At 37.8% G+C, this 23,792-nt stretch carries 28 protein-coding genes; 3 read left to right on the plus strand and 25 right to left on the minus strand.

Annotated elements, in window-relative coordinates; all coding sequences use genetic code 11:
* Positions 1-31 precede the first annotated feature (31 nt).
* From AC3WJJ_RS06120 to AC3WJJ_RS06130, 3 genes are all read right to left on the minus strand, one after another.
* Entirely contained in the window at positions 32-424 is a 393-nt protein-coding gene (locus AC3WJJ_RS06120) for a VOC family protein (protein ID WP_492538886.1), read from the minus strand.
* A gap of 117 nt (positions 425-541) precedes the next feature.
* Positions 542-1,045: a GNAT family N-acetyltransferase gene (locus tag AC3WJJ_RS06125; protein ID WP_492538888.1), complete on the minus strand. Its 504-nt coding sequence runs from the start codon at positions 1,043-1,045 to the stop codon at positions 542-544.
* A 24-nt stretch (positions 1,046-1,069) separates the two neighbouring features.
* Positions 1,070-1,588 carry a hypothetical protein gene (locus tag AC3WJJ_RS06130; RefSeq protein WP_492538890.1) on the minus strand — a complete coding sequence of 173 codons (519 nt, stop codon included), beginning with the start codon at positions 1,586-1,588 and terminating at the stop codon, positions 1,070-1,072.
* Positions 1,589-1,829: 241 nt separating this feature from the next.
* On the opposite strand from AC3WJJ_RS06130, the gene AC3WJJ_RS06135 reads away from it, so the two are divergent.
* Positions 1,830-3,452: a glycosyl hydrolase family 18 protein gene (locus AC3WJJ_RS06135; protein ID WP_492538892.1), complete on the plus strand. Its 1,623-nt coding sequence runs from the start codon at positions 1,830-1,832 to the stop codon at positions 3,450-3,452.
* A 100-nt stretch (positions 3,453-3,552) separates the two neighbouring features.
* On the opposite strand, the gene AC3WJJ_RS06140 is transcribed toward AC3WJJ_RS06135, so the two are convergent.
* From AC3WJJ_RS06140 to AC3WJJ_RS06235, 20 genes are all read right to left on the minus strand, one after another.
* Complete coding sequence (locus AC3WJJ_RS06140) at positions 3,553-4,263, minus strand: alpha/beta fold hydrolase (protein WP_492538894.1); 711 nt, start codon at positions 4,261-4,263, stop codon at positions 3,553-3,555.
* 33 nt (positions 4,264-4,296) lie between these two features.
* Positions 4,297-4,848 carry a ribonuclease FAU-1 family protein gene (locus AC3WJJ_RS06145; protein WP_492538896.1) on the minus strand — a complete coding sequence of 184 codons (552 nt, stop codon included), beginning with the start codon at positions 4,846-4,848 and terminating at the stop codon, positions 4,297-4,299.
* 21 nt (positions 4,849-4,869) lie between these two features.
* On the minus strand, positions 4,870-5,322 hold the full coding sequence (locus tag AC3WJJ_RS06150) for a DNA topology modulation protein (protein ID WP_492538898.1): 453 nt from the start codon (positions 5,320-5,322) through the stop codon (positions 4,870-4,872).
* Between the two features lie 43 nt (positions 5,323-5,365).
* Positions 5,366-5,950 (minus strand): hypothetical protein, encoded by a 585-nt coding sequence (locus AC3WJJ_RS06155; protein ID WP_492538900.1) that lies wholly within the window; start codon positions 5,948-5,950, stop codon positions 5,366-5,368.
* Positions 5,951-6,433: 483 nt separating this feature from the next.
* A complete protein-coding gene (locus tag AC3WJJ_RS06160) occupies positions 6,434-6,970 on the minus strand; it encodes a GNAT family N-acetyltransferase (protein WP_492538902.1) in 537 nt (178 codons plus the stop codon).
* 73 nt (positions 6,971-7,043) lie between these two features.
* The gene (locus AC3WJJ_RS06165) at positions 7,044-7,559 is read right to left on the minus strand and encodes a GNAT family N-acetyltransferase (RefSeq protein ID WP_492538904.1); all 516 of its coding nucleotides are present in this window, start codon (positions 7,557-7,559) and stop codon (positions 7,044-7,046) included.
* A 366-nt stretch (positions 7,560-7,925) separates the two neighbouring features.
* Positions 7,926-8,360 (minus strand): hypothetical protein, encoded by a 435-nt coding sequence (locus tag AC3WJJ_RS06170; protein WP_492538906.1) that lies wholly within the window; start codon positions 8,358-8,360, stop codon positions 7,926-7,928.
* Between the two features lie 14 nt (positions 8,361-8,374).
* Entirely contained in the window at positions 8,375-8,755 is a 381-nt protein-coding gene (locus tag AC3WJJ_RS06175; RefSeq protein ID WP_492538908.1) for a VOC family protein, read from the minus strand.
* 64 nt (positions 8,756-8,819) lie between these two features.
* Entirely contained in the window at positions 8,820-9,110 is a 291-nt protein-coding gene (locus tag AC3WJJ_RS06180; RefSeq protein WP_492538909.1) for a hypothetical protein, read from the minus strand.
* A gap of 782 nt (positions 9,111-9,892) precedes the next feature.
* Positions 9,893-11,929 carry a peptidoglycan D,D-transpeptidase FtsI family protein gene (locus AC3WJJ_RS06185; protein ID WP_492539610.1) on the minus strand — a complete coding sequence of 679 codons (2,037 nt, stop codon included), beginning with the start codon at positions 11,927-11,929 and terminating at the stop codon, positions 9,893-9,895.
* A gap of 227 nt (positions 11,930-12,156) precedes the next feature.
* Positions 12,157-12,780, minus strand: coding sequence for a hypothetical protein (locus AC3WJJ_RS06190; RefSeq protein WP_492538911.1), 624 nt, complete (start codon positions 12,778-12,780; stop codon positions 12,157-12,159).
* A gap of 15 nt (positions 12,781-12,795) precedes the next feature.
* Positions 12,796-13,104 (minus strand): hypothetical protein, encoded by a 309-nt coding sequence (locus AC3WJJ_RS06195; protein ID WP_492538913.1) that lies wholly within the window; start codon positions 13,102-13,104, stop codon positions 12,796-12,798.
* Positions 13,105-13,127: 23 nt separating this feature from the next.
* Positions 13,128-14,072, minus strand: a complete 945-nt coding sequence (locus AC3WJJ_RS06200; protein ID WP_492538915.1) for a serine hydrolase domain-containing protein — start codon at positions 14,070-14,072, stop codon at positions 13,128-13,130.
* 88 nt (positions 14,073-14,160) lie between these two features.
* Entirely contained in the window at positions 14,161-15,021 is an 861-nt protein-coding gene (locus tag AC3WJJ_RS06205) for a phosphotransferase (RefSeq protein ID WP_492538917.1), read from the minus strand.
* A 56-nt stretch (positions 15,022-15,077) separates the two neighbouring features.
* Positions 15,078-15,524, minus strand: a complete 447-nt coding sequence (locus tag AC3WJJ_RS06210; RefSeq protein ID WP_422660557.1) for a hypothetical protein — start codon at positions 15,522-15,524, stop codon at positions 15,078-15,080.
* Positions 15,525-15,675: 151 nt separating this feature from the next.
* Positions 15,676-16,152, minus strand: coding sequence for a PH domain-containing protein (locus AC3WJJ_RS06215; protein WP_492538919.1), 477 nt, complete (start codon positions 16,150-16,152; stop codon positions 15,676-15,678).
* Between the two features lie 47 nt (positions 16,153-16,199).
* On the minus strand, positions 16,200-16,661 hold the full coding sequence (locus AC3WJJ_RS06220) for a hypothetical protein (protein ID WP_492538921.1): 462 nt from the start codon (positions 16,659-16,661) through the stop codon (positions 16,200-16,202).
* A 45-nt stretch (positions 16,662-16,706) separates the two neighbouring features.
* The gene (locus tag AC3WJJ_RS06225) at positions 16,707-17,273 is read right to left on the minus strand and encodes a GNAT family N-acetyltransferase (protein WP_492538923.1); all 567 of its coding nucleotides are present in this window, start codon (positions 17,271-17,273) and stop codon (positions 16,707-16,709) included.
* 138 nt (positions 17,274-17,411) lie between these two features.
* The gene (locus AC3WJJ_RS06230; protein ID WP_492538925.1) at positions 17,412-18,380 is read right to left on the minus strand and encodes a Gfo/Idh/MocA family protein; all 969 of its coding nucleotides are present in this window, start codon (positions 18,378-18,380) and stop codon (positions 17,412-17,414) included.
* 30 nt (positions 18,381-18,410) lie between these two features.
* Positions 18,411-19,217: a helix-turn-helix domain-containing protein gene (locus AC3WJJ_RS06235; protein ID WP_492538927.1), complete on the minus strand. Its 807-nt coding sequence runs from the start codon at positions 19,215-19,217 to the stop codon at positions 18,411-18,413.
* 142 nt (positions 19,218-19,359) lie between these two features.
* On the opposite strand from AC3WJJ_RS06235, the gene AC3WJJ_RS06240 reads away from it, so the two are divergent.
* On the plus strand, positions 19,360-20,169 hold the full coding sequence (locus tag AC3WJJ_RS06240; RefSeq protein ID WP_492538929.1) for a phytanoyl-CoA dioxygenase family protein: 810 nt from the start codon (positions 19,360-19,362) through the stop codon (positions 20,167-20,169).
* A 10-nt stretch (positions 20,170-20,179) separates the two neighbouring features.
* Here AC3WJJ_RS06240 and AC3WJJ_RS06245 read toward each other — a convergent pair whose 3' ends face one another.
* Together AC3WJJ_RS06245 and AC3WJJ_RS06250 are read right to left on the minus strand one after the other, a co-directional pair.
* Positions 20,180-20,962, minus strand: a complete 783-nt coding sequence (locus AC3WJJ_RS06245; RefSeq protein WP_492538931.1) for a helix-turn-helix domain-containing protein — start codon at positions 20,960-20,962, stop codon at positions 20,180-20,182.
* Positions 20,963-21,133: 171 nt separating this feature from the next.
* Positions 21,134-22,687, minus strand: a complete 1,554-nt coding sequence (locus tag AC3WJJ_RS06250) for a HEAT repeat domain-containing protein (RefSeq protein WP_492538933.1) — start codon at positions 22,685-22,687, stop codon at positions 21,134-21,136.
* Between the two features lie 215 nt (positions 22,688-22,902).
* Here AC3WJJ_RS06250 and AC3WJJ_RS06255 point away from each other — a divergent pair, with 215 nt between their 5' ends.
* A complete protein-coding gene (locus AC3WJJ_RS06255; RefSeq protein ID WP_492538934.1) occupies positions 22,903-23,709 on the plus strand; it encodes an AraC family transcriptional regulator in 807 nt (268 codons plus the stop codon).
* The last annotated feature ends 83 nt before the right edge of the window (positions 23,710-23,792 follow it).

The raw sequence follows: 23,792 nt of genomic DNA on the forward strand, positions 1-23,792 counted from the left end.
AGTTTCACCTTCATATCTTAGTCTATGAACCTCAATTTTCCGTTATACAAGAACAAATCATCAAGATATTTCCACAAGGGTCCTTGAAGGAAAAGTCAGAAAGATCTGAATATCTCGCAATTTCTGTTACAATCTCTGCTCCAATACTCTTAACAAATTCATAAGCCTCATCTATATCTTCTGTGCTCAGATTAAATAATGGTTGATTTGATGGAATAAATCTATATTCTTCATCAAAACAATGATTATCAAATGTTATTCCCGGTCTATTCTTACCCATAGGAATTGTATGAATTGGGCCATCAAATTGAGTATCCTCTTTAAATTCGATTGCCAAAAGCTTGGAGTACCATCTCACAGCTTCCTTCAGATCAGTTACATGTATAAACACAGTATCAATTCTGTTAATTATCGGACTATTCATTATAATTTCCTCCTTATATCTACCTCTGATATATCCCTAAACTTTAGATGCAGGATCTTTGATGTGATAACTAGTTGTTACAACTAGTTGAAACCGATTTTTGATACTTGCAGAATATCATTCATCTACGTTGCATGTGTAATAGATAAGGCCGTCTTTCAACTCTTCATGCCTTCTAAAATTCATGCTTTGTAAAAGTCTTTGTGACCTAATATTCTCTTGCTCAACTGTTGCTTCAATATAATGAAGCTTCATAACATCAATACCGACGATTCTAATGAGTTCCGCGAGAGCTTCCTTCATGAATCCTTGCCCCCAAAAATCACTCGATAGATCAAACCCGATTTCGGCTTTAGACTCTTCCCCTTGTACCCAACAATGAAAACCACATGTACCAATGAGTTTATTATCCATTTTATGAAATATTCCGTATCTACACCCTGAATCGTGAATATGGAATTGAATGATTTCTTCTGCTTCTTTCATTGTCTTACATGGCTCAATATCCATATACTGTGTTACGTTGGGGTCCGAGAAATGTTTACATACAGATTCAACATCTAATAAAGTCAATTCTCTAAGGTAGAGTCTATGGGTCTCGATATCTGGGAATACAACCATGCCAATCCGTTCCCTTCAAGTTTTCTATTTTAGAATCAAACGATCTTTATAGATTGATATATTCAACTTTAGAACCGATAGTTTTACCAGAACTTGCTCTCCATATTGGAATAAATCAACCCCCTGATAATACGCAGATGAACAATTAAGAACTATGGCCCCTTTCTCTGGCAAACGGAATGTGTATTGATGTTCATTTTGACTCAGATATTTATAGAATACTTTTGTTCTTATATACAACTCATTCTCTAAATTAATTAATGGATATAAGGTTTCATTATCCGGATATACGTCCAACGTTGAAGACTCAACAAAATATTGAGGTGAATATTTTAAGATTGTATTTAACTGGCTTGTTGTAAAAGGTAAACCCAATAACTTATGGTTTATATCTGTTAGATTATCGACCAATTTAGATAGAGATATCAGTAAAAATCCCGAAGTAAAACTAATGATTAATATGAGGAGGTTCCCTGAATAAACGCCCGCTACCGTTCCAAAAATTAAAATCAACAGTCCTATAATACTCTGTAAAATATTCATATAGCCACCCTTTCTCTATTAGCTTCAAAGTTTAGTAGATCATCTTTAAATAACATTTAATTCCTGTTTTTGAATCATAGATGATCAGCGAAACAATCTCACATGTAAAATAATACTATAAAGAACATGGTCGTAATGGTAGAATAAGGGTTAGTTGTGAGCTGTTTGTATGATTCTATCACAGATATCTGAGAGTTTTCGAGACTTTAAACTTTTAGAGAGTAAACATTAGGAGGGTAATATGCTTAAAAGAATCGCTTTATTTTCGATGGCTATCATGCTTTGCGCTGGTTCAAGCAGTACAATGGCATATAGCGCACAGACAAAGGCATTTTCTGACGTTCCGAATGATTGGGCTGCCAGCAGTATTTACAAGCTATCTGCAGTAGGCGTGATTTCGGGTATGGGAAAAGGTACGTTTAAAGGCGATGCAGTGCTGACGAGAGAAGCTTTTGTGAAAATGCTAATGGCTTCACTTCAAATTGAATCCTCTTCAGCAAAGTCGATGAAATTACAAGATATGCAGGATCCAAAACGTTGGTCCTATCCTTATATTGAAAGTGCTTATGATCAAGACCTTATCAATTTTATGATCAAGGATAACCGCTTTAAACCTACGCAAGAGATTACACGCGAAGAAGTCGCTGTACTCACCGGTCGTATGCTACTTCAAGAACTAGATAAGCAGGAGCAGGATTCATGGAATAACTCAGGCTGGAAGGCAGAAGCAAATAAACGAAAGTTTAAAGACGCTACTCAAATTGATGCAAGCTATCAAGCAGATCTTTATTACAGTGCCCAGCTCGGGATGATGGTTGGTGATGAAGCAGGTAGATTCAGACCCAAAGCCTCCCTTACCCGCAAAGAAGCTGCGGTCATTATCGAACGCATGATTAATGAACGAATGAAGGAAACGGAAGTAGCAGGCATTGGTTATTACGCTATTGAATCCTTCAAACAGGCTCAGCAGATGCAGTTCATGAATGAAGTGAAATTCGGTTGGTCGGAACTGTCTTATAAGGCAGATGGAACAGCTTCACTAGACCTGAATAATAGTTTTTATTCTGTACCTAAAGGCTGGGAGTCTGCTATCCAGGTTGCTGATCAGTATCAAGTCCAGAAAGAGCTTAGTGTATTTTCAGATAACAAGGATCAAAAGCTAAGCAAGTTTCTGAAGGATCTACCTGCACAGAAGGCCTTTATTCAATCCGTCCAAGATACAATGAAGAATAATACGTATGGTTTTACTGGGATCTCTATCGATTTTGAAGGCTTGTTAAATGCTTCAGAACGATCTGCTTTTGTAGACTTTTTGAAGGCATTAAGTCAAAGTCTTGATGGACTCACCTTATCGGTAGCAGTCCCGCCAACGGAATGGTACAAAGGTTATGACTTACGTCAAATCGGTCAAATTGCGGATCAAGTGATTGTGATGGCCTACGACTATACTCATTTGGAGAGCAACTTGCCTTCGGCCCCACTTCCATTAGTCAATGAAACCATCCAAATTGTTCTTAAGGATATCCCTAAGGAGAAAATCGTTCTGGGGATCTCGAAGCAAGCGAATCAATGGATTTCGCGCAAGGATGGCACGGTGACTCTTGAGAATCCAGCCATTAAACTGGTCGAGGAGCGAGCAGCTAGGTCGGGTAGCAAAACCGTATTTTCTTATCCTTACTTTTTAGAGAAAATTACATTTGAAGATGACCGTGGAAGTCATGTGATCTGGTACGAGGATGAACAGAGCATTGAGGCCAAGATCTGGTTAGCCAAGTATTATGGACTTCACGGGGTTTCCCTGTGGTATATGGGTAATTATACGACTGCAGATTATGAGGTTTTGAAACGAAATACTAGCAAATAGCATCTATATTTTATTATCCCTTACAAGAAATAACCGTCAAAAGTGCCTATCTGGCCGCTCTTGGCGGTTTTTTTCAATTCAACATATAAGTGATAACTTCTTAATCTATAAAGTCTATTATCTTTTTATATAATAATGCTCTTTCTGTAACTCTTATATCATGTCCGCTTTTCTGAAACTCTTCTATTTCTATATTCATAAAACTATTCTTGTATTTTTCTAGTTCATGATTAGATACCAAAGATCCTTCCAGTAAACCTCGAATCACGAGTACCGGTTCTTCATAGTGAAATTGTAAAGATTCCTGTGTTGATTCTGTTTGAATTCCTCGAACAGCAGCAGGACGTATGTTGTCTATACGATTACATGGTACTAAATAATTATGGATATAATCATCTGCCCAATCTTCAGACATCGCTTTATGCTCTAAAGGATAGTCTATCAAGATTAGTGACGCGACTTTATTCGAATTGCTCCTTGCATAGCCTAACGCATACGATACTCCACGTGAATTCCCTAGTATATGAAACCTAGTTATTCCTGCATCATCGACAACTGATGCAATATCGGTAACATGTTGCCCTAAATCATATCCATTTAATGGGGTCCCGCTTTGACCTCTTCCTCTAAAGGATAAAACTATTCCTCTCCTTGGCAGAATACTAGCCAACAAGTCTACGTATTCCTCGGCAGTTTCAGACAACCCCGGACATATCAATAATGGAATTAATGCATCATTGGATTCGTATTTAGTATCTACATAATGGATGTGATGACCCTGGTTAAAAATGTTTTTAGTTATTATATTCATGAATTCATCTTCCTTTATTCGGGTTCGACAAGTTCATTCCCCTTCTATATTTGAAGTTAATAGATATTCAAAATGTTTCATGCTATTCCTTATAATACGATTCTCATTCGATGTAATTTCTTGTATTAATCCATCCAATGTGTTCTTAGCCAGCAAAAAATCGCCTTCGTCAATTTTCTTTTCATTTAAGGCATCTTCAAGTTCATCTACATCTTTAATGTAAAAATCTCCATTGGGGAGAACTACAATATCTATGTATAAATCATCCCAGTAAGGTACCCCTTCTTCGTTCAGTCCAATGCTCTTCGATATGTCGAAATACCACTGGATAATCTCTTTGTTCTCATTTAGCATAGTAGTTACACAATAATTAGATCCTTTAGGAAAATGCTGCATCCAATAGTATCCATCATTAGCAAGACAGAGATTTTCATCACCAATTCTTATTATTATCGGGGAACTGACTTGATCAATACTGATTAGAGAAATATGCCCGCTAAACTCAGCTTCTTCAATATATTCACATGCATATGTTCTCCTTAATACTCGATACCAATCTAATCGATCTGCGTATTTCCGCTTCATTCTACACCCCCGGGAACACTATCAACTTATCTTTGTTTCATGAATATTCTTGTACATGCTTATTTCCGGTCTTTTATTCTTCCGAAAATTCCACACCCATTTCACAAAATTCCAATCTAATTGTTCTGGGCATCCTTCATTTAAATCCGCTCTAGTCTTGCCATGGTACTTAATTCTTCGTTTAATGACTCTGTACGTTGTAATCCATGGGGACAAATCGAAAAAAACAATAACATCTGACCTCTTCATTCTTAGTTCAAGAGTTCTCCCATAATTTCCATCGATAATCCATTCATCTTCTGAAATGATTTCATTTAAGAACTGATCCCATTCATCGTTGGGTGTTGGTGTCCATCCAGGCTTCCAGTAATATGCGTCTAGATGATAAACCGGCTTCTCCAAAATATCTCCCAGTTCTTTAGCAAATGTAGACTTGCCCGATCCACCCGACCCAATGATCATAATTCTGGACAATTATAAAACCTCCTCGCTGTCTTGCAAATTGTTCGCCAATATACTATGACTCTAATTTTTTCAAGGTTTCTGGATAATAGTCGTCTAAAATGAGCATTTCTTCAGTCAATAAGTCGATGACAAGTTCCGGATGGACAGAATCCTTCTTCACTTCTTCATGAATTTTTTCATATACAGAAGTTACAGTTTTTAACTTCAAAAATTCCTTATTATTCATCGAGTAAATACCTTTATCTAAAAATTTCTTGTTTAAATCATGTAAGAAACTATCCACTTTTAATAAACTATACTGTAAAAGGCTCCACTTATTTTGATGCTCCTTCATATACTGCGGATTCATTGCTCCTAGATAATAATGAATGTTTCGACTTTCTCCTTGAACGATTCTCCACGAATTGAAAAGCTTAGCTTGAACCTCCATTGGCTCCGCTTCCTGCGAATAATTAAGAAACTCCTCTAGGTTCTTAGCAAGATTCTCTCCACTAACAGATATCGCCCAGATACTAGATTGATTTTGATTTTGTCTTGAGTTGAGATTATCATTAGTTTTTATTAACAAATAAACATTAACAATAACAGAAATGACTAATCCTATGACCAGAACCTTTTTCATCTTTAATCTACTCATGAGAATTTATTCATCTCCAATTTGATTTGACTACAATAATTAATGATGCAAATGTAAATAGGGAACAATAGCATCCAGCCAATTGCAATTAATCCTGTGGCAGGATTAGCAGCGTCTTCAACTTCTGTGAAAGGAACGACTGCGGTAAACATATACCCCAAGATAAAGAAATATGGCACCCAAAGTATTGCAGTAAGATAGTTTAGATTTCTTCTTCCGAGCCATTTTTTTGTTAGGAAATAAAATAGAATGGCACCCAAAATTAACTCACCAACGAACGTTATCTCACTAAATCTGCTTACTATTGGGATGTCCCAGCCTGTCAACCTACTGATTTTATACACATGAAACATTAACTCGATTGGAATAAAAATACACAATGCATAGAGTAAGCTAACTATATTAATTTTAATGAAATATTTAATGATGACTCATCAACTCTCTCCCCAATACCTCATATATTAACCATAAAGCACGCTCACTTCATTTGAGGTAATCAGTAAATTCATTCTTTAAGACTCCATAAACATCAAGATCCTCGTACTTATCAAACTTTTTAATATGCTCTACTAAAGTTCCTTCTTTTTTCATACCTACTTTTTGCATAACTCTCGTCGATGCAGGGTTACTAGACATCGCCATGGCCCAGATCCGATTTAAACCAATCTCGTAAAAACCAAATTTCATTATTAAAGAAGCAGCCTCTGTAGCATAACCTTTTCCCCAAAAGTCTTTCCCGACCCAATAGGCTAATTCACCTTTATTATGCTGTTTATCCACTCTTAACGTCATAGTTCCTAATAAAACCTCACTGTTGGTTAATACGATGGCAAGTGGAAAGATCGTCCCAGCTTCAATATTTTGACTGTGATTAGAAATCCATTGTTCCGCATGTTCAACAGTATAGGGGTGAGGGATCCCCAGAGTGGTCTTTGCTACTTCTCTATCTCCAGCTAGTTCTTGAACTCTTTTTGCATCTGTATTATAGAAAGGACGTAATTTTAATCGTTCAGTTTCCAAGTGTATTGGCATATCATCTCACCTCAATAAGTAGATTAATTCCCATTATTCATAGAAAATATGTGATGATATTCTAAACAAGCTCATACTCATATATTAAAAATGCACCTTTGTCACTATCGTTCACATACATGAATCCACACTTTTCAAAACATCTAATACTGGGGATATTACTTTTTTCTATGATCACGCTAATTTTGCTAAAAACACCTTCTTTAAGAATTCTGTTCCTATGCATGGTAAATTCATTAGTGATCAAAGTCCCATACCCTCTACCTTGATAGCTGGGAGAAACAATGATCGGGTTTATGATAATTTCTGTCCCAAGAGAATTAATATACACATCTAATACAGCAATCAATTGTTCTTGATCAAATACCACTTTACAATAATAATCATCATTTAATTCGTAGTAGCACTTCTCTCCGTCAGAACCATTGGCATAATAAAAATCGACTTTATCAATGATGTTTTTATATGAGACATGCCAGTCTTCTATTTCGGTATACTTATAGGTATCATGATGTTTCAACCATTGATTGATTTCGTTCGCATACGATTGATCATAATCCTTCCACACAAAATACATTCTCAGAGTTCTCCTTTGTACATAAACCTACGTTTATTCAACTTTTTTTGAGACTACTTTTCGGACATAAAATCAACAAGTTATTTGGAATCTTTTAAAAAAGTTCCCATTATACTTGAGAATATTGCACGGGAAATATCCGTATATAACCTATTTATAGCGTTGTCACTTTATACTATCAGGTTGATGTTTTAACAGTTCCATTCTAATTCTAATACAAAACACCCCACCCTTAGATAGCTTTATCTTAGGTTGAGGTGTTTGTCATGTTACAGCTTCCGTAATTATACATCCGATGTTCAAATTAAGTAATCCATACTTATGTACACTATTTTAATAAGGTACCAGCCTTCAATTAGATTTTCCTTATTCATCCTCTATAAATATCCATTTCTCACCAATACCCATTCCATGTCTACCAGGGTTTTGACTATGTATATCATTTATAGTATTGACGCCTCTATACCATGCAATAAAATAATGATTATCTTTTTTGTATTCCACTTTATATATAAGATTTTTGCTACTAACTTCATCATGAAACGGTGTTGAGCCAGCATCTTCTATCTGAATCTTTCGAATATCCACAACCTCACCATTTCTTGATGCTATTACATTTTTTATTTCCTTCCTCAGGGTATTATCATGGATTTTTAAGATTGTAAAAAAGATACATGCGTTTATTGACATCATAATTAATATAATTACTATTGTTTTCCCTGTGTTTTTTCTGAAAATCAATGCTGAAGTTATACCTAGTAAAAATACAAAAATGAAAACAACTAATAAGAAATTTTGCATGTTCTGAATCCCTTCTAACCATTTCCTCCAAACGAAATTCTATATCCATCTACATCTTGAATCGTAAATTCACTGAAAAAATCATTTAAATCAGGGCCTCTAACAATTGGGATATCTTTATCTTTTATCTCTTCTAGTAATTGACGCACATTGGTATAACAGAAAGCATCGAAATATAATCCACCTTCAACCGATGAAAATGGTCTTACATCTTTAGGATCACGTGCTTGATGGAGAATAAACGTTACGTTATCTCTTGTCATATGTACATGTTGAACATCTGGACCACCAATGAATTCTTCTTTGAAACCAAGCCTATTATAAAAATCAATTGATTTCTCAATATCACTTACAAGAAACACCATCGTTGATCCGGAAAATGTAGCTTTACTCATTTTAGAAAACCTCCCTTTATTATTAATCTTCCATCGTTAATCTTTTTTCGTTGCAAACGCAGTATCATTTTCTTCTATTGCGACGAAACAGTGAAATCCCACCGAAGCCACTTATAATCGCGATGTAATATCCAAAATCGTACCACCATCCCGAGTTATATGTTTCATATATCCGAATATCAGGGTTGAATAATCCAATGATTAATGAGATGGGAGCAATCCATCCATGCCAAATCCCCCAGAAGAATCCCGCAAGGTCTTGATTATTATTTGCTCCATCTCCAGGTACACACCCCGTTAAAAGGGACATACTGACGAACAACATCGCCACCACAAAAAAATATCTTATCTTCAAATTTATCACCCCTTACTAAATTATTAGCCTAGGATCTTGCTATGATGGTTCTTTATGTACAGATAGTCTTTATTAATACCATTGATGAATAATACCAATATTGCTACTACTGCAAAAGTTATTGTTAATACCATGAACCATAGTATTGCACCACCCATGACTAATAAGCATAGGAATAAACCAATATATAAATTCACAATAATCAAGGGATAATTTAAACTCTTTAAAAAAGTAATCTTACGAAAATAATAAAATACAAACACAGCATAGCAAATCGCTACTGGGTAACATAACACTGCGTAAGTAAAAGCTTCTTTATTCGCGGGTGTGTCATTTTCATTAAAGAAACCCTTATAATCAGCATAAGGTACAATAACATAAATGAAATAAAGCAATACAAACAAAGAAACTAGTAATACTAAAAGATACTCTTTATGTAATTTTAATAACCTCATACGATTATGATCTTGAATGATGTGATTAACCTCCTCCAAAAATCAGCTATTAATATTAATCCTCTCATCAGCCCCTTATCAAGGAAAGCACTTGATCAACAAGCCTCGTAATCTCAGCTGCAACCACAGTAGGAGAACTTTCAATGGTATTAATCAAAGGCATACTTGAACTAAATGCCGTATATGCATTTTATTCAATATCCACTCATTAAATTCCTTGTGATCATTTATCAGCTCGTCAGACCAATACCTTGCTTTCCTGATTCACTTGCACCTGTAATTAAAAATATGGGTTTTATCTCAGTCAATAGTGTAGTCTCCTACCATCTAATCTTTCTGACCTGAGGTATCTTTCTGTTTAGGATGTGGTGTACCGTCTAAGCCGTATATTTCATCATATGCATCGAAGATCTTACGTGCAACAGGAGCAGCACTATAGGCTCCAAAACCACCTTCAGGAATCACAACAGCTACTGCCAGTTTAGGGTTCTCTCGTGGGGCAAAAGCAATAAAAATACCATTATCAGCATTCATTTTTTTATCGAAAATATATTGCTGTGATGTTCCTGTTTTTCGAGCGAAATCATATGGAAAACCTTCAAATGATTTAATACCTTGAGTATTCATTCCCTTTATAACTTCATTCCAATAAGGTTCTGGAAAGTCTATTTCATTCAATACTTCACGCTTAAACTTTTTTATGACGTTTCCTTCCTGATCTCTAATCTCACTTACTAGCTGTGGTTTAATACGTTTTCCTTTGTTCGCAAGTGTAGTAGCATATTGTGCTAACTGCATTGTTGTATATTTCCCAGACTGTCCAAAAGAGGCATAGGCTAATGCTGCTAGTGGGCTTCCGGCTTGTTTTATATTTTTATACTCATATCTGCCCCGATACTCACCAGGAAGCCCAACTTCGGTAGGGATTCCAAGTCCAAATTCCAACATATATTTATGCCAGACCTCTATTCCTTGGGCTCCATATTTATCAAATAATTTTCTACCAACCATATCGACCATAAAAGCGTTAGAAGAGTTCTGGAGAGCAGCTGAGGGATCGATTGATCCTAAAACTTTGGATTGAGAGTTACGAACTCTTGTTTTATCCCTACCGAATTCAGAATATCCCTTATCAGGGTAATAAGAATCCACATTAAATAAACCTTCATTAAGTCCAATTAGTACACTTAATGGTTTAATAGTAGAACCAAGCAATATAACAGATTCTAAATTATTTACAGACTTTCCAGAACTATAGGGACTTATTGTACCGTTCCCCCAATAGGGCTTTACTTTATCCCACTCATTTGTTCCCTCAGTCCAGACGTTAGCATCGTAGTCTGGAATACTCGCCATAGCAATAATGTTGCCCGTATCTACTTCCATAGCTACAGCATATCCCGTCTGGGCTTCTGGATGTGTACGTCCTGAAAATTGTGTTGTTTTTAGCCAATTCAATTGATCATAAATTGCTTGTTCAGTTCGGAGCTGAATTTCTTTATGAATAGTGGTGTAGACATTATTACCCTTCACAGGAGGAATAAGTGTTGGGACACCATCAACCATATTCTGTGGATTAATAGGTATGCTCATATAACCATTTTTACCTCGAAGATCCTCCTGAAACATTTTTTCCAATCCATCATTACCTACATACTCGTCTTCGGTATATATTAAGCTAGGATCTTCTTGTTTTTTGTTTTGTTCATCGATTATTTTATATTTTTCTGAATCTTTGACGCCTTTGAAAAACCTAAGATATCCAATTGTCTGAACAGCTACGCTATCTTTATCGTAATATCGTTTATTCTCTTCAATAACTTCAATGCCTGGAAAGGTATTTTTATTCTCTAAAAAGTAGCCTACTTCTTGATCAGTAAGATCACCCTTTATCCTTCGGGGTTCGTATCCTCCTTGTTTTTTGAATTGAATATCCAATTGTGCTACTATTTCTTCAACTGACAGCCTCTCTCCATCTTTGTCTCCATATTTCTCAAATACTCGATAAATATCCTCTGCAATAGATTCAATTTCAGGAAGATTCTCCTTACCAATTTCTGTCCTGTTATCGTAATTCTTTAATAAAGTTACATAGAGTGCATTTGACGGCTTAGAAAAAGCTATAGGAACTCCGGAAGCATCAATAATATTTCCTCTAACCGGTTGAAGAGGGACATTTTTTGTTCGACCAGAATTCTCTTGCTCGGTAAGCTCAGGGCCCTCAACAAATTGAAGGATGGCAAGCCGAATAATAATGATGCAAAATATAATAAATGTAGAAAAAAAGAATATATTCATTCTTAAATTAAGCTCACTCGTAACATCTTTCTCTTTTTGTTTTCGTTGTAATAGTTTAAAACGCATCACATTTAATTACTCTCCTTTGATGATTTTTAGTTATATCTATTATATATTACCTATCTGATCGAGAATACAATAATACCCTTTTTTACTGGAGTATACCAATTTTTATTAGATAGAAAAATCCCTTACCAACAATAGCAAGGGCTTAGGATATATTATAGTTGTGACAAGGATCTATTTAATGAATCTTTGATAAGCTTTTAACCTGATGAAGCTTTTGGAGTCCCTCATAGTTTAGTATAAATTAATCTTTTTCTACCGTTTGCTGTTTCAAAGATGACTGCTTTTTCATTCAACCAGTTAGCATCGTCAATTCCTAATGCTTGTCTAGCATTTAAAGGGCCATTAAAAATGATAAATCCCATGTCATCATAAATGTGTTTTTTCATTAAGATAGAATAAGATTTTTGATAGAATTCATACCAATAATGACTTTCTCCTAATGTTGCTTGGCGGTATTTTATAATTAGGGTTTCCGTACCTTTAGGAGAGACCACCTGGGTATAATGCCAATCCATAATTAAAAAACCAAAATGATTTGCTACTAACAAAAAAAGTAAAAGAATAATCGGTACCCATACTATTTTTTTTCTAGTTATAAAAAATATTAAAAGTACGAATATTAAATTAATTAAAATAGGAGTTTTCCATCCAGAGGTATCAAATATAAAACGATAGTCATTAAAACTTAGTAACATTAATGTTGTGTCCGATATGAACACAAACAGAAGCAAAAATAATAAGAGTTTTAAGCGTAAACTTATAGTATTAAAATCATTTTTATTTCTATTTTTCATATTATAAAAAATCCCCTCAATAGCATCACACCACTCTCTAATCTTGGCACACATTCAAATCGACATTCTTTACGCTGCCCTTTTACGGTATATATATAATGTAATTACATTTAGTGTGATTGTACCGATGAGCAGAATTGCTGGAACAGATGCGATAACACTTACTGTATCCATAAGAGCAGTCCAATCTTCAGCCTTAACACGGTCATAGAAACTAAGTGTCTGGAAAAACAACGAAATGGCACAAGCACTTATGCTTACCATAGAAAGAGTAGGCCAATTCCTAGAACGTTCATCATATCTAAATATATTATATATTGGGACAATCCATGCGATAATTCCAAACACAAGACTAGCAAGATTAGGCCAAGCAGACATATCAAATCAATCTCCCTTCTATTTTAAATCCCCTGGATATTAACAATGAGTTTTTCAAGTATTCTTAATGGTTTCATCGAATCCTCGTAGAGCTCGCTAGTTATTGCAATAACCATTCTTAATTTAGGCACAACGCATATATACTGACCACCAAATCCCAACGCAAAAATCAATTCAGTTCTACTCATTTCGTCGTTTTTGGTATTTAATTCTCTTACCCACCAATGATATGCATAATGGCCGATAGATTCATAAGTTAAATAATAAGGTTGTGTGGATTTCTTCAACCAGTCTGCAGACACAACACATTTATCGTTCCAAACACCTTCATGCAAAATCAAGTTCCCTATCTTTAACATATCAATAGTGCTCATAGTTAAGCCATCAGCACCTCGATTAATACCTTTACTGTCTTCGTACCAATTCGTATTCGTAATTTCTAAAGGTCTGAAGAGATGAAGGTTTGCAAATTCACTAGCTTTCATTCCTGTAGCCTTCTGTAAAATTGCTGTTAATACATGTGAACAACCAGAATTATAATTCATTTTATCCCCTGGATTATCTTGCAGCTCTCGCTCAAACACATATTTCACTAGGTCAGAACTAAACACCATTGGAGCAAAGTAATTCCATTCACCAAATTCAGGCCAGTCAAACCCCGCCGACATTGTAAGCAAATCTTCAATCGTGATAGATCTCTTCCTAGGATCAACGAGATTATGAATGAGTTCAGGAAAATAACAACTAACTGGCTCTGAAATACTTTTTATATATCCTTTATCAATTGCAATTCCAATAAGTATGGATAGAATACTTTTAGTGCACGAATTGATTTTTTGTGGATTAGCTTTAACTTTTTTATTCTTATAGTACTCAAAAATCAAATGCTCTTCCCTTATCATAAGACAACTCTTGATCTTTGCTTTTTTCAACTGCTGTTCAAAATCATTAAGCATATTTGAATTCATTCTCTCATCCTCGTTTTTTATTTGTTTATTCGTTGTTACATGATGTTAGCACCTTTATTAATTCAAAATCGAAGTCATTTCTGATCTTTTACATTTTCAAAACAATGTCTTCTAATTCTCTATGATCCTCTATAAATTTCTTCACACGATGTAGAGTATCTTTATGTAAGGGAATGGGCGCTATACGACTGAGCCAAATCCATCTCAGACATGCGAGTATCTCAAACAAATAAACGTCTTTGTCATCCGTAGGAATACGTTCGATGTAGGTTTTAACAAACTCTGCATAACATTTCTCGCCATTATAAATCTTGATTAAGAAACTAGCCCAAGCAAAATCATACCTACTATCTCCCTGTTGAGCATTGGTCCAATCAATGATAGTAAACCGCCCTTGATCGATTAGAATATTGCCAAGGTTGTAGTCTCCATGAATGAGACAATTCGTTCTAACATTAATATCTTCAAGAATTTTCTGTAATAACTCCAAGATGTCAGAGTGCACTTCATTTCGAGGGAAGAAGTAGCCCATAATGTCATCATATCGGGGGAGGTATTCCTCCAAATAAGATAGTCTTAGACTGTGGATCTTTACAAGCTGATGAGCGATTACTTTCATATGACTACTATGTACGCTATTAAAAGGGAGTGGCTCACCATCGTAACTTGTGAGTAAGATATATTCCCCATTTAAATTCCGTCCCCACCCATATGGCTTGGAGACAGACATTCCTGCCTCAAGTAATTGCAATAGCACATGATACTGCCTCTCCACATCCGTAGGAAGGCGTTTATTCCATAGTTTCAATGCATAACTCCGGTTCATCATGGTGGAACTTACTTTGTATACAGTTGCCTCCATCCCTGACCCTAATTCTAAGATCTCTAGATCATCCATAGCCAATAACGCATCCATTTCCTTCGACTTCGTCGTCCATGCAACCTTCAAGAATAGATTCCTCATTATCAACTTTCATCCTTTGTTAGAGATTTGGTTCTCCACCCTTAATCGATATCTCGAATACACCATTCAGCGCCTTTAGTTTTATCTTTTTGAAAAACATAGGTTGGATTCTCTTCCTCCGCATTGTCATATCTTAACTCAGTGACGCTTACTACTGCCTGATATACATTTTTGTGCTCACGAATTGTGATTTCACTTCTCAATGTTGTACTTTTAATTTTAAATGATGGAATGCCGCTAATCGGACTTTCCTTATGAAACAGCTTCATATAACTTGTCTCATCTACTTCCCACAAGTATTTCATTCGTAGGTTTATGAGTTTGATCAATTCCAATTGATCCCCTGCATATTGCCCTTCATCTAAGTACATCGGAGTTCCTGTTGAAGCCGTTTCTATTGGTTTACTACTTTTTGAGCGTGAGTAACTGGTTGGATTACAATCAGGCAGTAACATCAAGAATACTATGATTATAATGATGCTTTTCATAACTCCCTCTCTTTTCTGAACAATTCATTATTGGCTTTGTCGTTCTATAAATAGTAACGTTTTAGAATGGAATAAGGTTATGGAACCGTAGAAGAAAGTGCATAAAAAAAGCCCCATTAAGGGGATTCGTAATATCAATACCTTGAATGGTTTATTCCTGAATTACTGCATTTGGACATCGTTTTTTTAACTCAGTGATAAACTCCTTCCGATTCTGTGGTGAAATCTTCACACTACCAAGTAGTGCCGACTTGTAAAATAATTCAAGTCCATTCCTAGATGATAAAATTCGATAACCAGTAAAAATATCGTTCGTTGGAGAAGCTTTTGTTATGGTTTGATAAGGGATTTTACTCCTGAATGGTCCACCTTTCACTAATAGATAATCTTCATAGAAAACGTACTTAATAGAAAAAGCTATCCATAATATAAAACCTGCTGAAATCATAAAGGTAGCGGACATAATTATTACGATCGATGTTGATGCTTCTTTATCAATGAACGGAGGTATTAGCGTTACAGCACCTGTAATTAAAACCGTTATGGAAATAAATATAATGAAAAAAGTATCTATTTTCGAACGGAAAATCATTGATAAATCACAACTTTCTAATGGTCTTAAAAGCAAGAAAATTCACGAACTAATCTACTCTTTTGATACATCATATCAACCTTTTAATTGTTATTTAGTATTGCCTTATAATGCTCATAATCGTAATAAATAACGAATACTGAGCCCTTAGTTCCTTCTGATAATACTGCTCGAATATATGTATCATCTATAGCCCAATTATAACCCTGGAACTCTGAATCTTTTGTATACTTACCTGTTCCGTATTCAGTTTTTAGCTTTTCATACACAAGATTTAAGTTTTTCAGTCGATTCTCATTTTGCTCATTATTGAAATCATATTCTACAACTCTATTTATTAAACCATTATGATTCGCATCAAAAGAATATCGAAGTACAGCCTCTTCAACTAAGTTTGTATTATACTTATATTCTAATTCCTTATCTGATTCATTTAAAAGCTCTAAGGATTCGATCTTCTTTACTTCTTCTTTTGATGTCCCCCATTCAATTCCCTTGTATTGGGAGTCTTCAGAACACCCCATTAATATTAATAGTAGAAACATGCATATCATAGACTTACGCAATTTTAATCACTCTCTTCTTCGAGTTCACTTGTCAAAATCGTCTTTGATAATTGAATACAATTTTACATCCTGAAATGCACCCTTTGCCCATATATGCCTTCTCAGTACCCCCTCGAATCGCATCCCAGTCTTCTCCATTACTCGCGCGGATCCGATATTATCCAGATGACATCTTGCTTCAATCCGAACTAACCCTAATTCATTGAATCCAAACTCTAAAATCCTTCCAATAACCTCGGTCATGTATCCTTGATTCCAATGTTCATTTGACAATACATAACCAAGTTCTGCTCTTTTATTTCGATTATCCCAACTTACAAAACTACAACTACCAATTAGTTTATTTAATTGTTTGTGCTCAATTCCCCAAGGTCCTACTTTCTGTGTGTCATAACGGTTTAATACAAATTCTATAAATGCTCTTGTATCATCAAGTGACTGGTGAGTGTCCCAAACGGTATATCTTGATACCAATGGAAATCTACAATAGCTGTACATATCATCCTGATCCGAATAACTTATCTTTCTTAATTTTGTTCGTTCAGTTTCAAGAACAGGGAACTCCTGAAAATGTTCTTCAATTTGTGTCATTGCAGCCACTCCCCTAAAAATATTCACAGTCACCTCCAATATTACCATATCCACAAACCTCGGTAATATCACCCTACCAACACAAAAACAGCAGCAAACTCCCATCTCAAAGTTCACTGCTGTTTTCTTTTCTTTTACTTATAGCTTCACCGGCATTCCCGTCTCCGCTGACTGCTGAGCGGCGTATGTAATCTCCATCGTCTTGAAAGCATCTTCATAGCTAGATAAGATTCCGGAAGTATCACCAGTACGTACAGCCAGAATAAAAGCTTCATTTTCCCGTTGATAAGCATTCGCTATATTCGGATACTCTACCGATCCACTATTCTCTTTCACTATGAGCTTATCCATTAGAACATCAACGCTACCCTGATCGGTATATATGGCTAGTCCCACCTTTTCAGATGTCGGAAGCATGCATGTATTCGAGATTGTCGCTACAGCTCCACTCTTTAGTTTCAAGGTCACGGTTCCTACATCCGGGACGGTAACCCCATCATGTACTTCATGCATCACTCGCTGAGAGAATGCCGCGTACACTTCATCCACCTCGCCAAGCAAGAAGCGGAGCATGTCCACCATGTGGGTAGTCTGTTCGATGAACTGCCCCCCAGATCCATCTTGCTTTCTCCACCATGAAACGAGTGGCATATTCCCCATCCAGTAGCCAAGCGCCATACCCGTCTTCCGATCACGCAGCACTTCCACTGCTTTTAATGCCGCATCCGTATAACGGAGATGATATCCAACAGAGGTGATTAATCCAGAAGATGTAACTCCTTTGAGAATCTCTTGAGGAGCTTCAAGGTTAATACCAAGCGGCTTCTCGACGAGGAATGGTATCCCTCTCTCAACAAGTTTACGCTCAATCTCTCCGTGTGCAAAAGGTGGAACACAAACATACACAGCATCCGGCTTCGCCTCATCCAGCATGTGCTCAATATCCCCATAACCCTTGGCAGATGCGTAACCTTGCGCTGCCTTTTCAGCCTTATCCAGGCTAGTCCCAACGAACGCTTTAACAGACACTCCGTCCATTGTAGTTAGAATATCTGCATGTACCTTGCTAAATCCACCCGTACCAATCAATCCAATGCTCAGTGTCATTTCGCTTCCCAACCCTTCGATTATAATATGTTATCGCATTCCTTTTTCTTGCCGGTACGTCCTTGGACTAACGCCTATCTGTTTACGGAAGAGCGCTGCAAAATGATTATAATTATTGAATCCTACATCTAATGAAGCTTCCGTGGCTGACCTTCCCATATGCTCCATGAATAAGGCCGCTTGCTTGATTCGCATTCGGTTCACATACTCGATAATGCCCTCGCCAACCTCTTGTTTAAAGAGATGAGATAATCGGGAAGAAGACAGACCGACTGCTTTTGCCAGATCTCCAATCTTAATCTCCTCTTGCATGGACTGCGACAATCTCTGAAGTACAGACACAATTCTTGGATCGCGTCTCGTCTGTAGCTGCTGCGCAATAAGCAGTACGATCTCACGAACGGAATTCTCACATAGGGCATACCAGTAATCTGAACGGTCTCTTGTCAGGTATAAAATATGATCCAATGCGGACATGACCCTCTGCTGAGAATATTCATCAGATATGGGAACGACCAATACTTCCTCTTGAGGTAAATAGCTCATTTCAAGGAGTTTATGAAAATGCACCCACACGAAATCCCAATGCTTGCCCTGTACGGTCCCATACTCATGAGGCACGCCTTCACGCAGAAGACAGAGCTGTCCTGCTCGGGTCTCTTTCCTTCCCTCCGGGGTGCAAAAATATCCTTCTCCCCCCAAGGTATACACCATTAACCAGTCACCTCTAGCCTTTGGCCTACGGAGTACATACGTATCATTCATTACAAAATGTCCACATAAAATGTTCCCATACGGTGTGCCTGTATCATCGTCTAATTGGAATTGAGGAGTCACCCTTCATCCCCCACTTCTATTTATGCTATAGCAGTATCCATGTAGTTTACAGCCAATATGCTACTTCTTCTCTCCTATGTATTGATTTAAGCTAAAGTCAATGAACAATATCATTTCATATAAACAAGGAGATGGATAAATAATGAATAAAGTACTAAAACAGCTAACTCCAGAACAATTATCACATTTTCAAATTGAGGGGTATGTCATCGTCAAAGGTTTATTTAGTGAAGAAGATCTTCGAATCATTGATGAAACATTTGACGCCATAAGCAATCAGCATATTCCCGGTCATTTCGAACCTGATATGAATGCAGGAGCTGAAGATCCTCTGAAACGTTATCCTCGTGTCATGCATCCACATCGTTTTAACGAAACAGCCAAGTCGTATATGCTCCATAGACCTGTACTGGATGCACTCGAAGATCTATATGGAGAAGAGGCACTGGCTGCACAGAGTATGTTCTATTACAAGCCCCCAGGCTCACGCGGACAGGCGCTACACCAGGACAATTTTTACTTGCAAGTAGAGCCCGGTAACTGCATTGCTGCCTGGACAGCTATCGATCCTGCAACACTCGAGAATGGGGGACTACTTGTTGTTCCGAAGACCAGTGATTATGAAATTGTGTGTCCTGAACTTGCTGATTCGAATGAATCCTTTACGACTCACTATGTAAAACCTCCTAAGGAGGAGAAAGCGATTCCCGCCATCATGGATCGAGGTGATGTACTGTTCTTCAACGGAAACCTGATTCACGGCTCCTACCGTAATAAGACGAAAGATCAATTTAGACGTGCTTTTATTTGCCATTATGCCAATGCATCGGCGACGCATATCGGTACACACTACCGTCCACTATTCCGTGCAGACGGGACCCCTGTTGACCTTGAGGCGAATCCGGACGGCGGCCCTTGCGGTATCGAGTTCGACAATGTTTATCCACATTAATTCATCATCATTATTGATGATATAAACGCTGGCTGTTTCTCCATTCGGTGGGGGGACAGCCTTCTAGTTTTTTGAACCATAATGAGAATGAATGCAGCTGTGAGAAACCGATATGATTCGCGATGCTCTGCATGTCTTTATCGGATGAGCTGAGGAGCCATTTCGCTTCCGCCAATCGGCATACTTGCTGATACTGTTTGGGAGTCATCTCATACACTTTGAAGAATTTTTTGCGAAAACCATCCTCCGAAAGTCCAGTCATATCTGCTAACGCCGACATTTGAATGGGGCTGCTTAAATGCTCTCTTATAAAATCACCTACACGCGCTATTGAAAGCGCTTGCTGATCAGCGTATGAGTGCTCATTCAAAAATAACAATAGGATCTCAATCCAAGCTGTATAATTTCGTTCGCGTTCTTTCAAGGTCGATGCAAACGCTCGTAACCACTCACGGAACAGTAGTTCATAATGCTCCTGATCCAGTGGAGACAAGGTAATGATGCGCGGAAGATCGTCTGTAATCATCCGATTGAACAGCTCCCTTGTTGAGACAGGCAAATCTTGAATCAACAGTACTCCAAAACGTATCGGTGTGACGGCATGAAAAGAATGCGGAACATTCGGCGGGATTAAGACAACTTGTCCAGCATGCACCGTACATTCATCATTTTCGCTACGGAATATGCCGCTACCCTCAAGTATGACGGTAATCTCCAGATACGGGTGTCGCCACTGCTGTTCATCTTCCCAATCGTGATCATGCGTTCCAATGAAACTTTTGATTTCAAGCACAGCTGGGTCTTTCCTCCTTAACAAAATCCCCTCCAATAAACTGCAGCTTCAGCTCATAAGTATGAACTTGAGGCTCACAGTCTATCGTAAGGGGATCATACCACGGACTTAACGTCGAGGGTGCCTTTTTTACATAATTTTTATATACAAATATGCTGTTTCTATACTATTCTAAAACGTACTCGCTTTGTTCGTATCAGGACACCATCTTGAAGTGCGATAATACCGGATTAGAATATCCACTGATTCATCTGTACGCAGATGTGTCAACGCTTCGAATGCATAGGCTCTTACGTAACGATCCTTACTATGCAGGGCCATCTCCAAGGAACGAAGGATGAATGGAGCGTCATCTTCCCTACACGTGCGGAGCAGAGACAATGCAGCTGTATAACCGATTTTGTTCAAAATATGCCCTTGATTGCTTAAATCATTTAAAGCATCCATATCATACGCCTCGATACGAAGCGATGCTTCAAGCGCTTTGGACAATGCCACACATACCTCTCCTCCAGCATTTCCGATCATGCCCAAAGCTTCAACCGCATTGCGTCGAACCCATGTACTCTCGTCTCCTAAAGATGTGATCAACGCAGGCACAGCTTCGCTTGCCCTCGGTCCGATCATGCCTAGTACGAATGCTGCCAGCGCTCTACGTTTCTCTCTCGGATGCTCCTGTAATAACTTCACAATCCCTGGAATTGCTTCAATATCAGCAGCCTGTAAACCATATGTAGCCCTTACCGCGACCTGCGTTGTTCCTTCGTTGATATGATTCATCAATACTTCAATACCTGCTGGTCCCATGTGTCCAAGGGCATACGCTGCGTTCAGCGCTACCATCTCCACATCATTCAGTAGAATTCCCAGATCATTCGCAAGCGTAGCTCCCGCCTTACCCAACAGTCCAAGCTCATCCGCTGCTTTCGCTCGAACGGCCTCCTCATTAGACTTCAGGTCACTCGCCAGTAGCTCAAGCTGATCCTTACTTACGGAAGCGACATCTTCACTTGATTCACTAGCTCCCCGCAGCCAGTCCCAACTATCCTTCCATAAATTCAGATGTAAACGTGGCATCCCGCTTGGAACAATCATCTCGCTGCTCTGATGATTCCAGCTTGGATATTCGGGAGCCCGTAGACGCACGAACTGAAACTTTAGCATATAACGATCTAAATTCGTTATGTTATATGAAGCTTTATGCCATAAATCGAAATGGATAAGTACCATCGTTCCCGCTTTACCTGTTGGGAGTAACGTTTCCCCCCGGTCACCAATAAATTTCTCATAGTATTGTGTACCCGGCATAACCGCCGTTGGCCCTAAGTCCTCAGTTATATCTTGTGTGTAATATAAAATCATAGCCCACCATGGGCGGTGACTACGCATGGAAGACCAGTACCCATCCTTATGCCATTCCCCGCCACCAGGCGCTTGGTTACCCGGTTGGTTGTAATGACAGTGTCGATGTGGGTGCATATAGTAGTCCGGACCAAGAATGCTTGTCAAAGCCCCCTTTACAACAGGTGTCTCAAAGAACTGCTGAATTTCAGGGACCCGGGGCAAAATGTTATTTCCCGGATTGCCCTCTTCATGCAGCACATGATATATCTTATCCATTACACTCCTATGGAGCTGTTCCGGCAAATCGTTCTGAAGCACAACATAACCTTTTGCTATAAAATCCATCATTTGTTCATCCGTCAACAGATTTCTGCTAGCCATCTTGTTCATTCACTCCTCTGTACTCGTTTAAATACAGGTTCATTCTAGCAATTTCTGCACAAGGTGTATTTACATAAACGTCAGTGTTTTATACAATCGTCATGCAATATGATAAATATCACAGAAGGTTGTGTTATGAAATCGTGGTCTTTTCATCTTTTCATCCCCATGTCAATTATGCTACCCGGTATCCTTTCTCCAAAGGTCAAACTAGTATGAATCGACACTGTTATTCCTCATCGCTCTATTTGATTTCAGAAGGTAGCGGCATCCTTCGAACTTGTGGTCGTACGTATAACCCCACTCAAGGTTCCTTGGTATATATTCCTGCAGGACAGCCACATGATTGGATTGCAGATCATCACAATCCGATGGTACATATTTGTTGTTATTTCGATTGGGTCTACCAAGATCGGAAGCAGCACTTCGATAGTCCTCATGTCATTTGTTATGACTCTGAGCAGGTGATCCCAGGCCTCATAGATTCAGCATTTCCTTATGCTATCCCCGAACATATAAAGGTGGAAAAGCTACGGGTATGGATTGATTTTTTCGAGAAATTTTATACCGAGAACCATTTCATGACAGAACATACCTATATGCGCAATCTCAAGCGTCAAAGTCATTTTCTCCAATTTATTGAATTCTTTCTTCAATTCGTCTTGCAAAATGACCATATGCTGGATCACCGAATTCGCAGGGTGTTAGAACAACTTGATCAGGATCTGATCCATGGCAATATCCATCCACTTGAGATGTACTATAACGAATTACGTATTAGTCGCGGTTACTTCTTCGAATTGTTCAAAAAAGCTACCGGCTTACCACCCACACAGTACATCAACCAGTTCCGGATCAATCGAGCGAAAGATGATCTGTGCAATTCAGATATTTCAGTCACGGAAATTGCGGAGAAGCATGGATTCTCCTCCGTACATTATTTCTCGAAGCTATTCAAGCAGATGAATGGCAGATCACCACGAGAGTTCCGGCATGTGAGAGATGAAGAAGCTGATCATTGAAACTTCACCGTACTATGACAACAACAAAAACAACAACAAAAAGGTCGAAAACAGGAACTCATTTAGAGCCTGCCTCCGACCTT

It is taken from the genome of Paenibacillus sp. FW507-14B1B, assembly GCF_058781425.1.

Bases quoted from the DNA above. Each gene is read 5' to 3' on its own strand.
- AC3WJJ_RS06120 (WP_492538886.1), bottom strand. From the start codon at position 424: ATGAATAGTCCGATAATTAACAGAATTGATACTGTGTTTATACATGTA.
- AC3WJJ_RS06125 (WP_492538888.1), bottom strand. From the start codon at position 1,045: ATGGTTGTATTCCCAGATATCGAGACCCATAGACTCTACCTTAGAGAA.
- AC3WJJ_RS06130 (WP_492538890.1), bottom strand. From the start codon at position 1,588: ATGAATATTTTACAGAGTATTATAGGACTGTTGATTTTAATTTTTGGA.
- AC3WJJ_RS06135 (WP_492538892.1), top strand. From the start codon at position 1,830: ATGCTTAAAAGAATCGCTTTATTTTCGATGGCTATCATGCTTTGCGCT.
- AC3WJJ_RS06140 (WP_492538894.1), bottom strand. From the start codon at position 4,263: ATGAATATAATAACTAAAAACATTTTTAACCAGGGTCATCACATCCAT.
- AC3WJJ_RS06145 (WP_492538896.1), bottom strand. From the start codon at position 4,848: ATGAAGCGGAAATACGCAGATCGATTAGATTGGTATCGAGTATTAAGG.
- AC3WJJ_RS06155 (WP_492538900.1), bottom strand. From the start codon at position 5,950: ATGAGTAGATTAAAGATGAAAAAGGTTCTGGTCATAGGATTAGTCATT.
- AC3WJJ_RS06165 (WP_492538904.1), bottom strand. From the start codon at position 7,559: ATGTATTTTGTGTGGAAGGATTATGATCAATCGTATGCGAACGAAATC.
- AC3WJJ_RS06170 (WP_492538906.1), bottom strand. From the start codon at position 8,360: ATGCAAAATTTCTTATTAGTTGTTTTCATTTTTGTATTTTTACTAGGT.
- AC3WJJ_RS06175 (WP_492538908.1), bottom strand. From the start codon at position 8,755: ATGAGTAAAGCTACATTTTCCGGATCAACGATGGTGTTTCTTGTAAGT.
- AC3WJJ_RS06185 (WP_492539610.1), bottom strand. From the start codon at position 11,929: ATGCGTTTTAAACTATTACAACGAAAACAAAAAGAGAAAGATGTTACG.
- AC3WJJ_RS06190 (WP_492538911.1), bottom strand. From the start codon at position 12,780: ATGTGTGCCAAGATTAGAGAGTGGTGTGATGCTATTGAGGGGATTTTT.
- AC3WJJ_RS06195 (WP_492538913.1), bottom strand. From the start codon at position 13,104: ATGTCTGCTTGGCCTAATCTTGCTAGTCTTGTGTTTGGAATTATCGCA.
- AC3WJJ_RS06200 (WP_492538915.1), bottom strand. From the start codon at position 14,072: ATGAATTCAAATATGCTTAATGATTTTGAACAGCAGTTGAAAAAAGCA.
- AC3WJJ_RS06210 (WP_422660557.1), bottom strand. From the start codon at position 15,524: ATGAAAAGCATCATTATAATCATAGTATTCTTGATGTTACTGCCTGAT.
- AC3WJJ_RS06220 (WP_492538921.1), bottom strand. From the start codon at position 16,661: ATGTTTCTACTATTAATATTAATGGGGTGTTCTGAAGACTCCCAATAC.
- AC3WJJ_RS06225 (WP_492538923.1), bottom strand. From the start codon at position 17,273: ATGACACAAATTGAAGAACATTTTCAGGAGTTCCCTGTTCTTGAAACT.
- AC3WJJ_RS06230 (WP_492538925.1), bottom strand. From the start codon at position 18,380: ATGACACTGAGCATTGGATTGATTGGTACGGGTGGATTTAGCAAGGTA.
- AC3WJJ_RS06240 (WP_492538929.1), top strand. From the start codon at position 19,360: ATGAATAAAGTACTAAAACAGCTAACTCCAGAACAATTATCACATTTT.
- AC3WJJ_RS06250 (WP_492538933.1), bottom strand. From the start codon at position 22,687: ATGGCTAGCAGAAATCTGTTGACGGATGAACAAATGATGGATTTTATA.
- AC3WJJ_RS06255 (WP_492538934.1), top strand. From the start codon at position 22,903: ATGAATCGACACTGTTATTCCTCATCGCTCTATTTGATTTCAGAAGGT.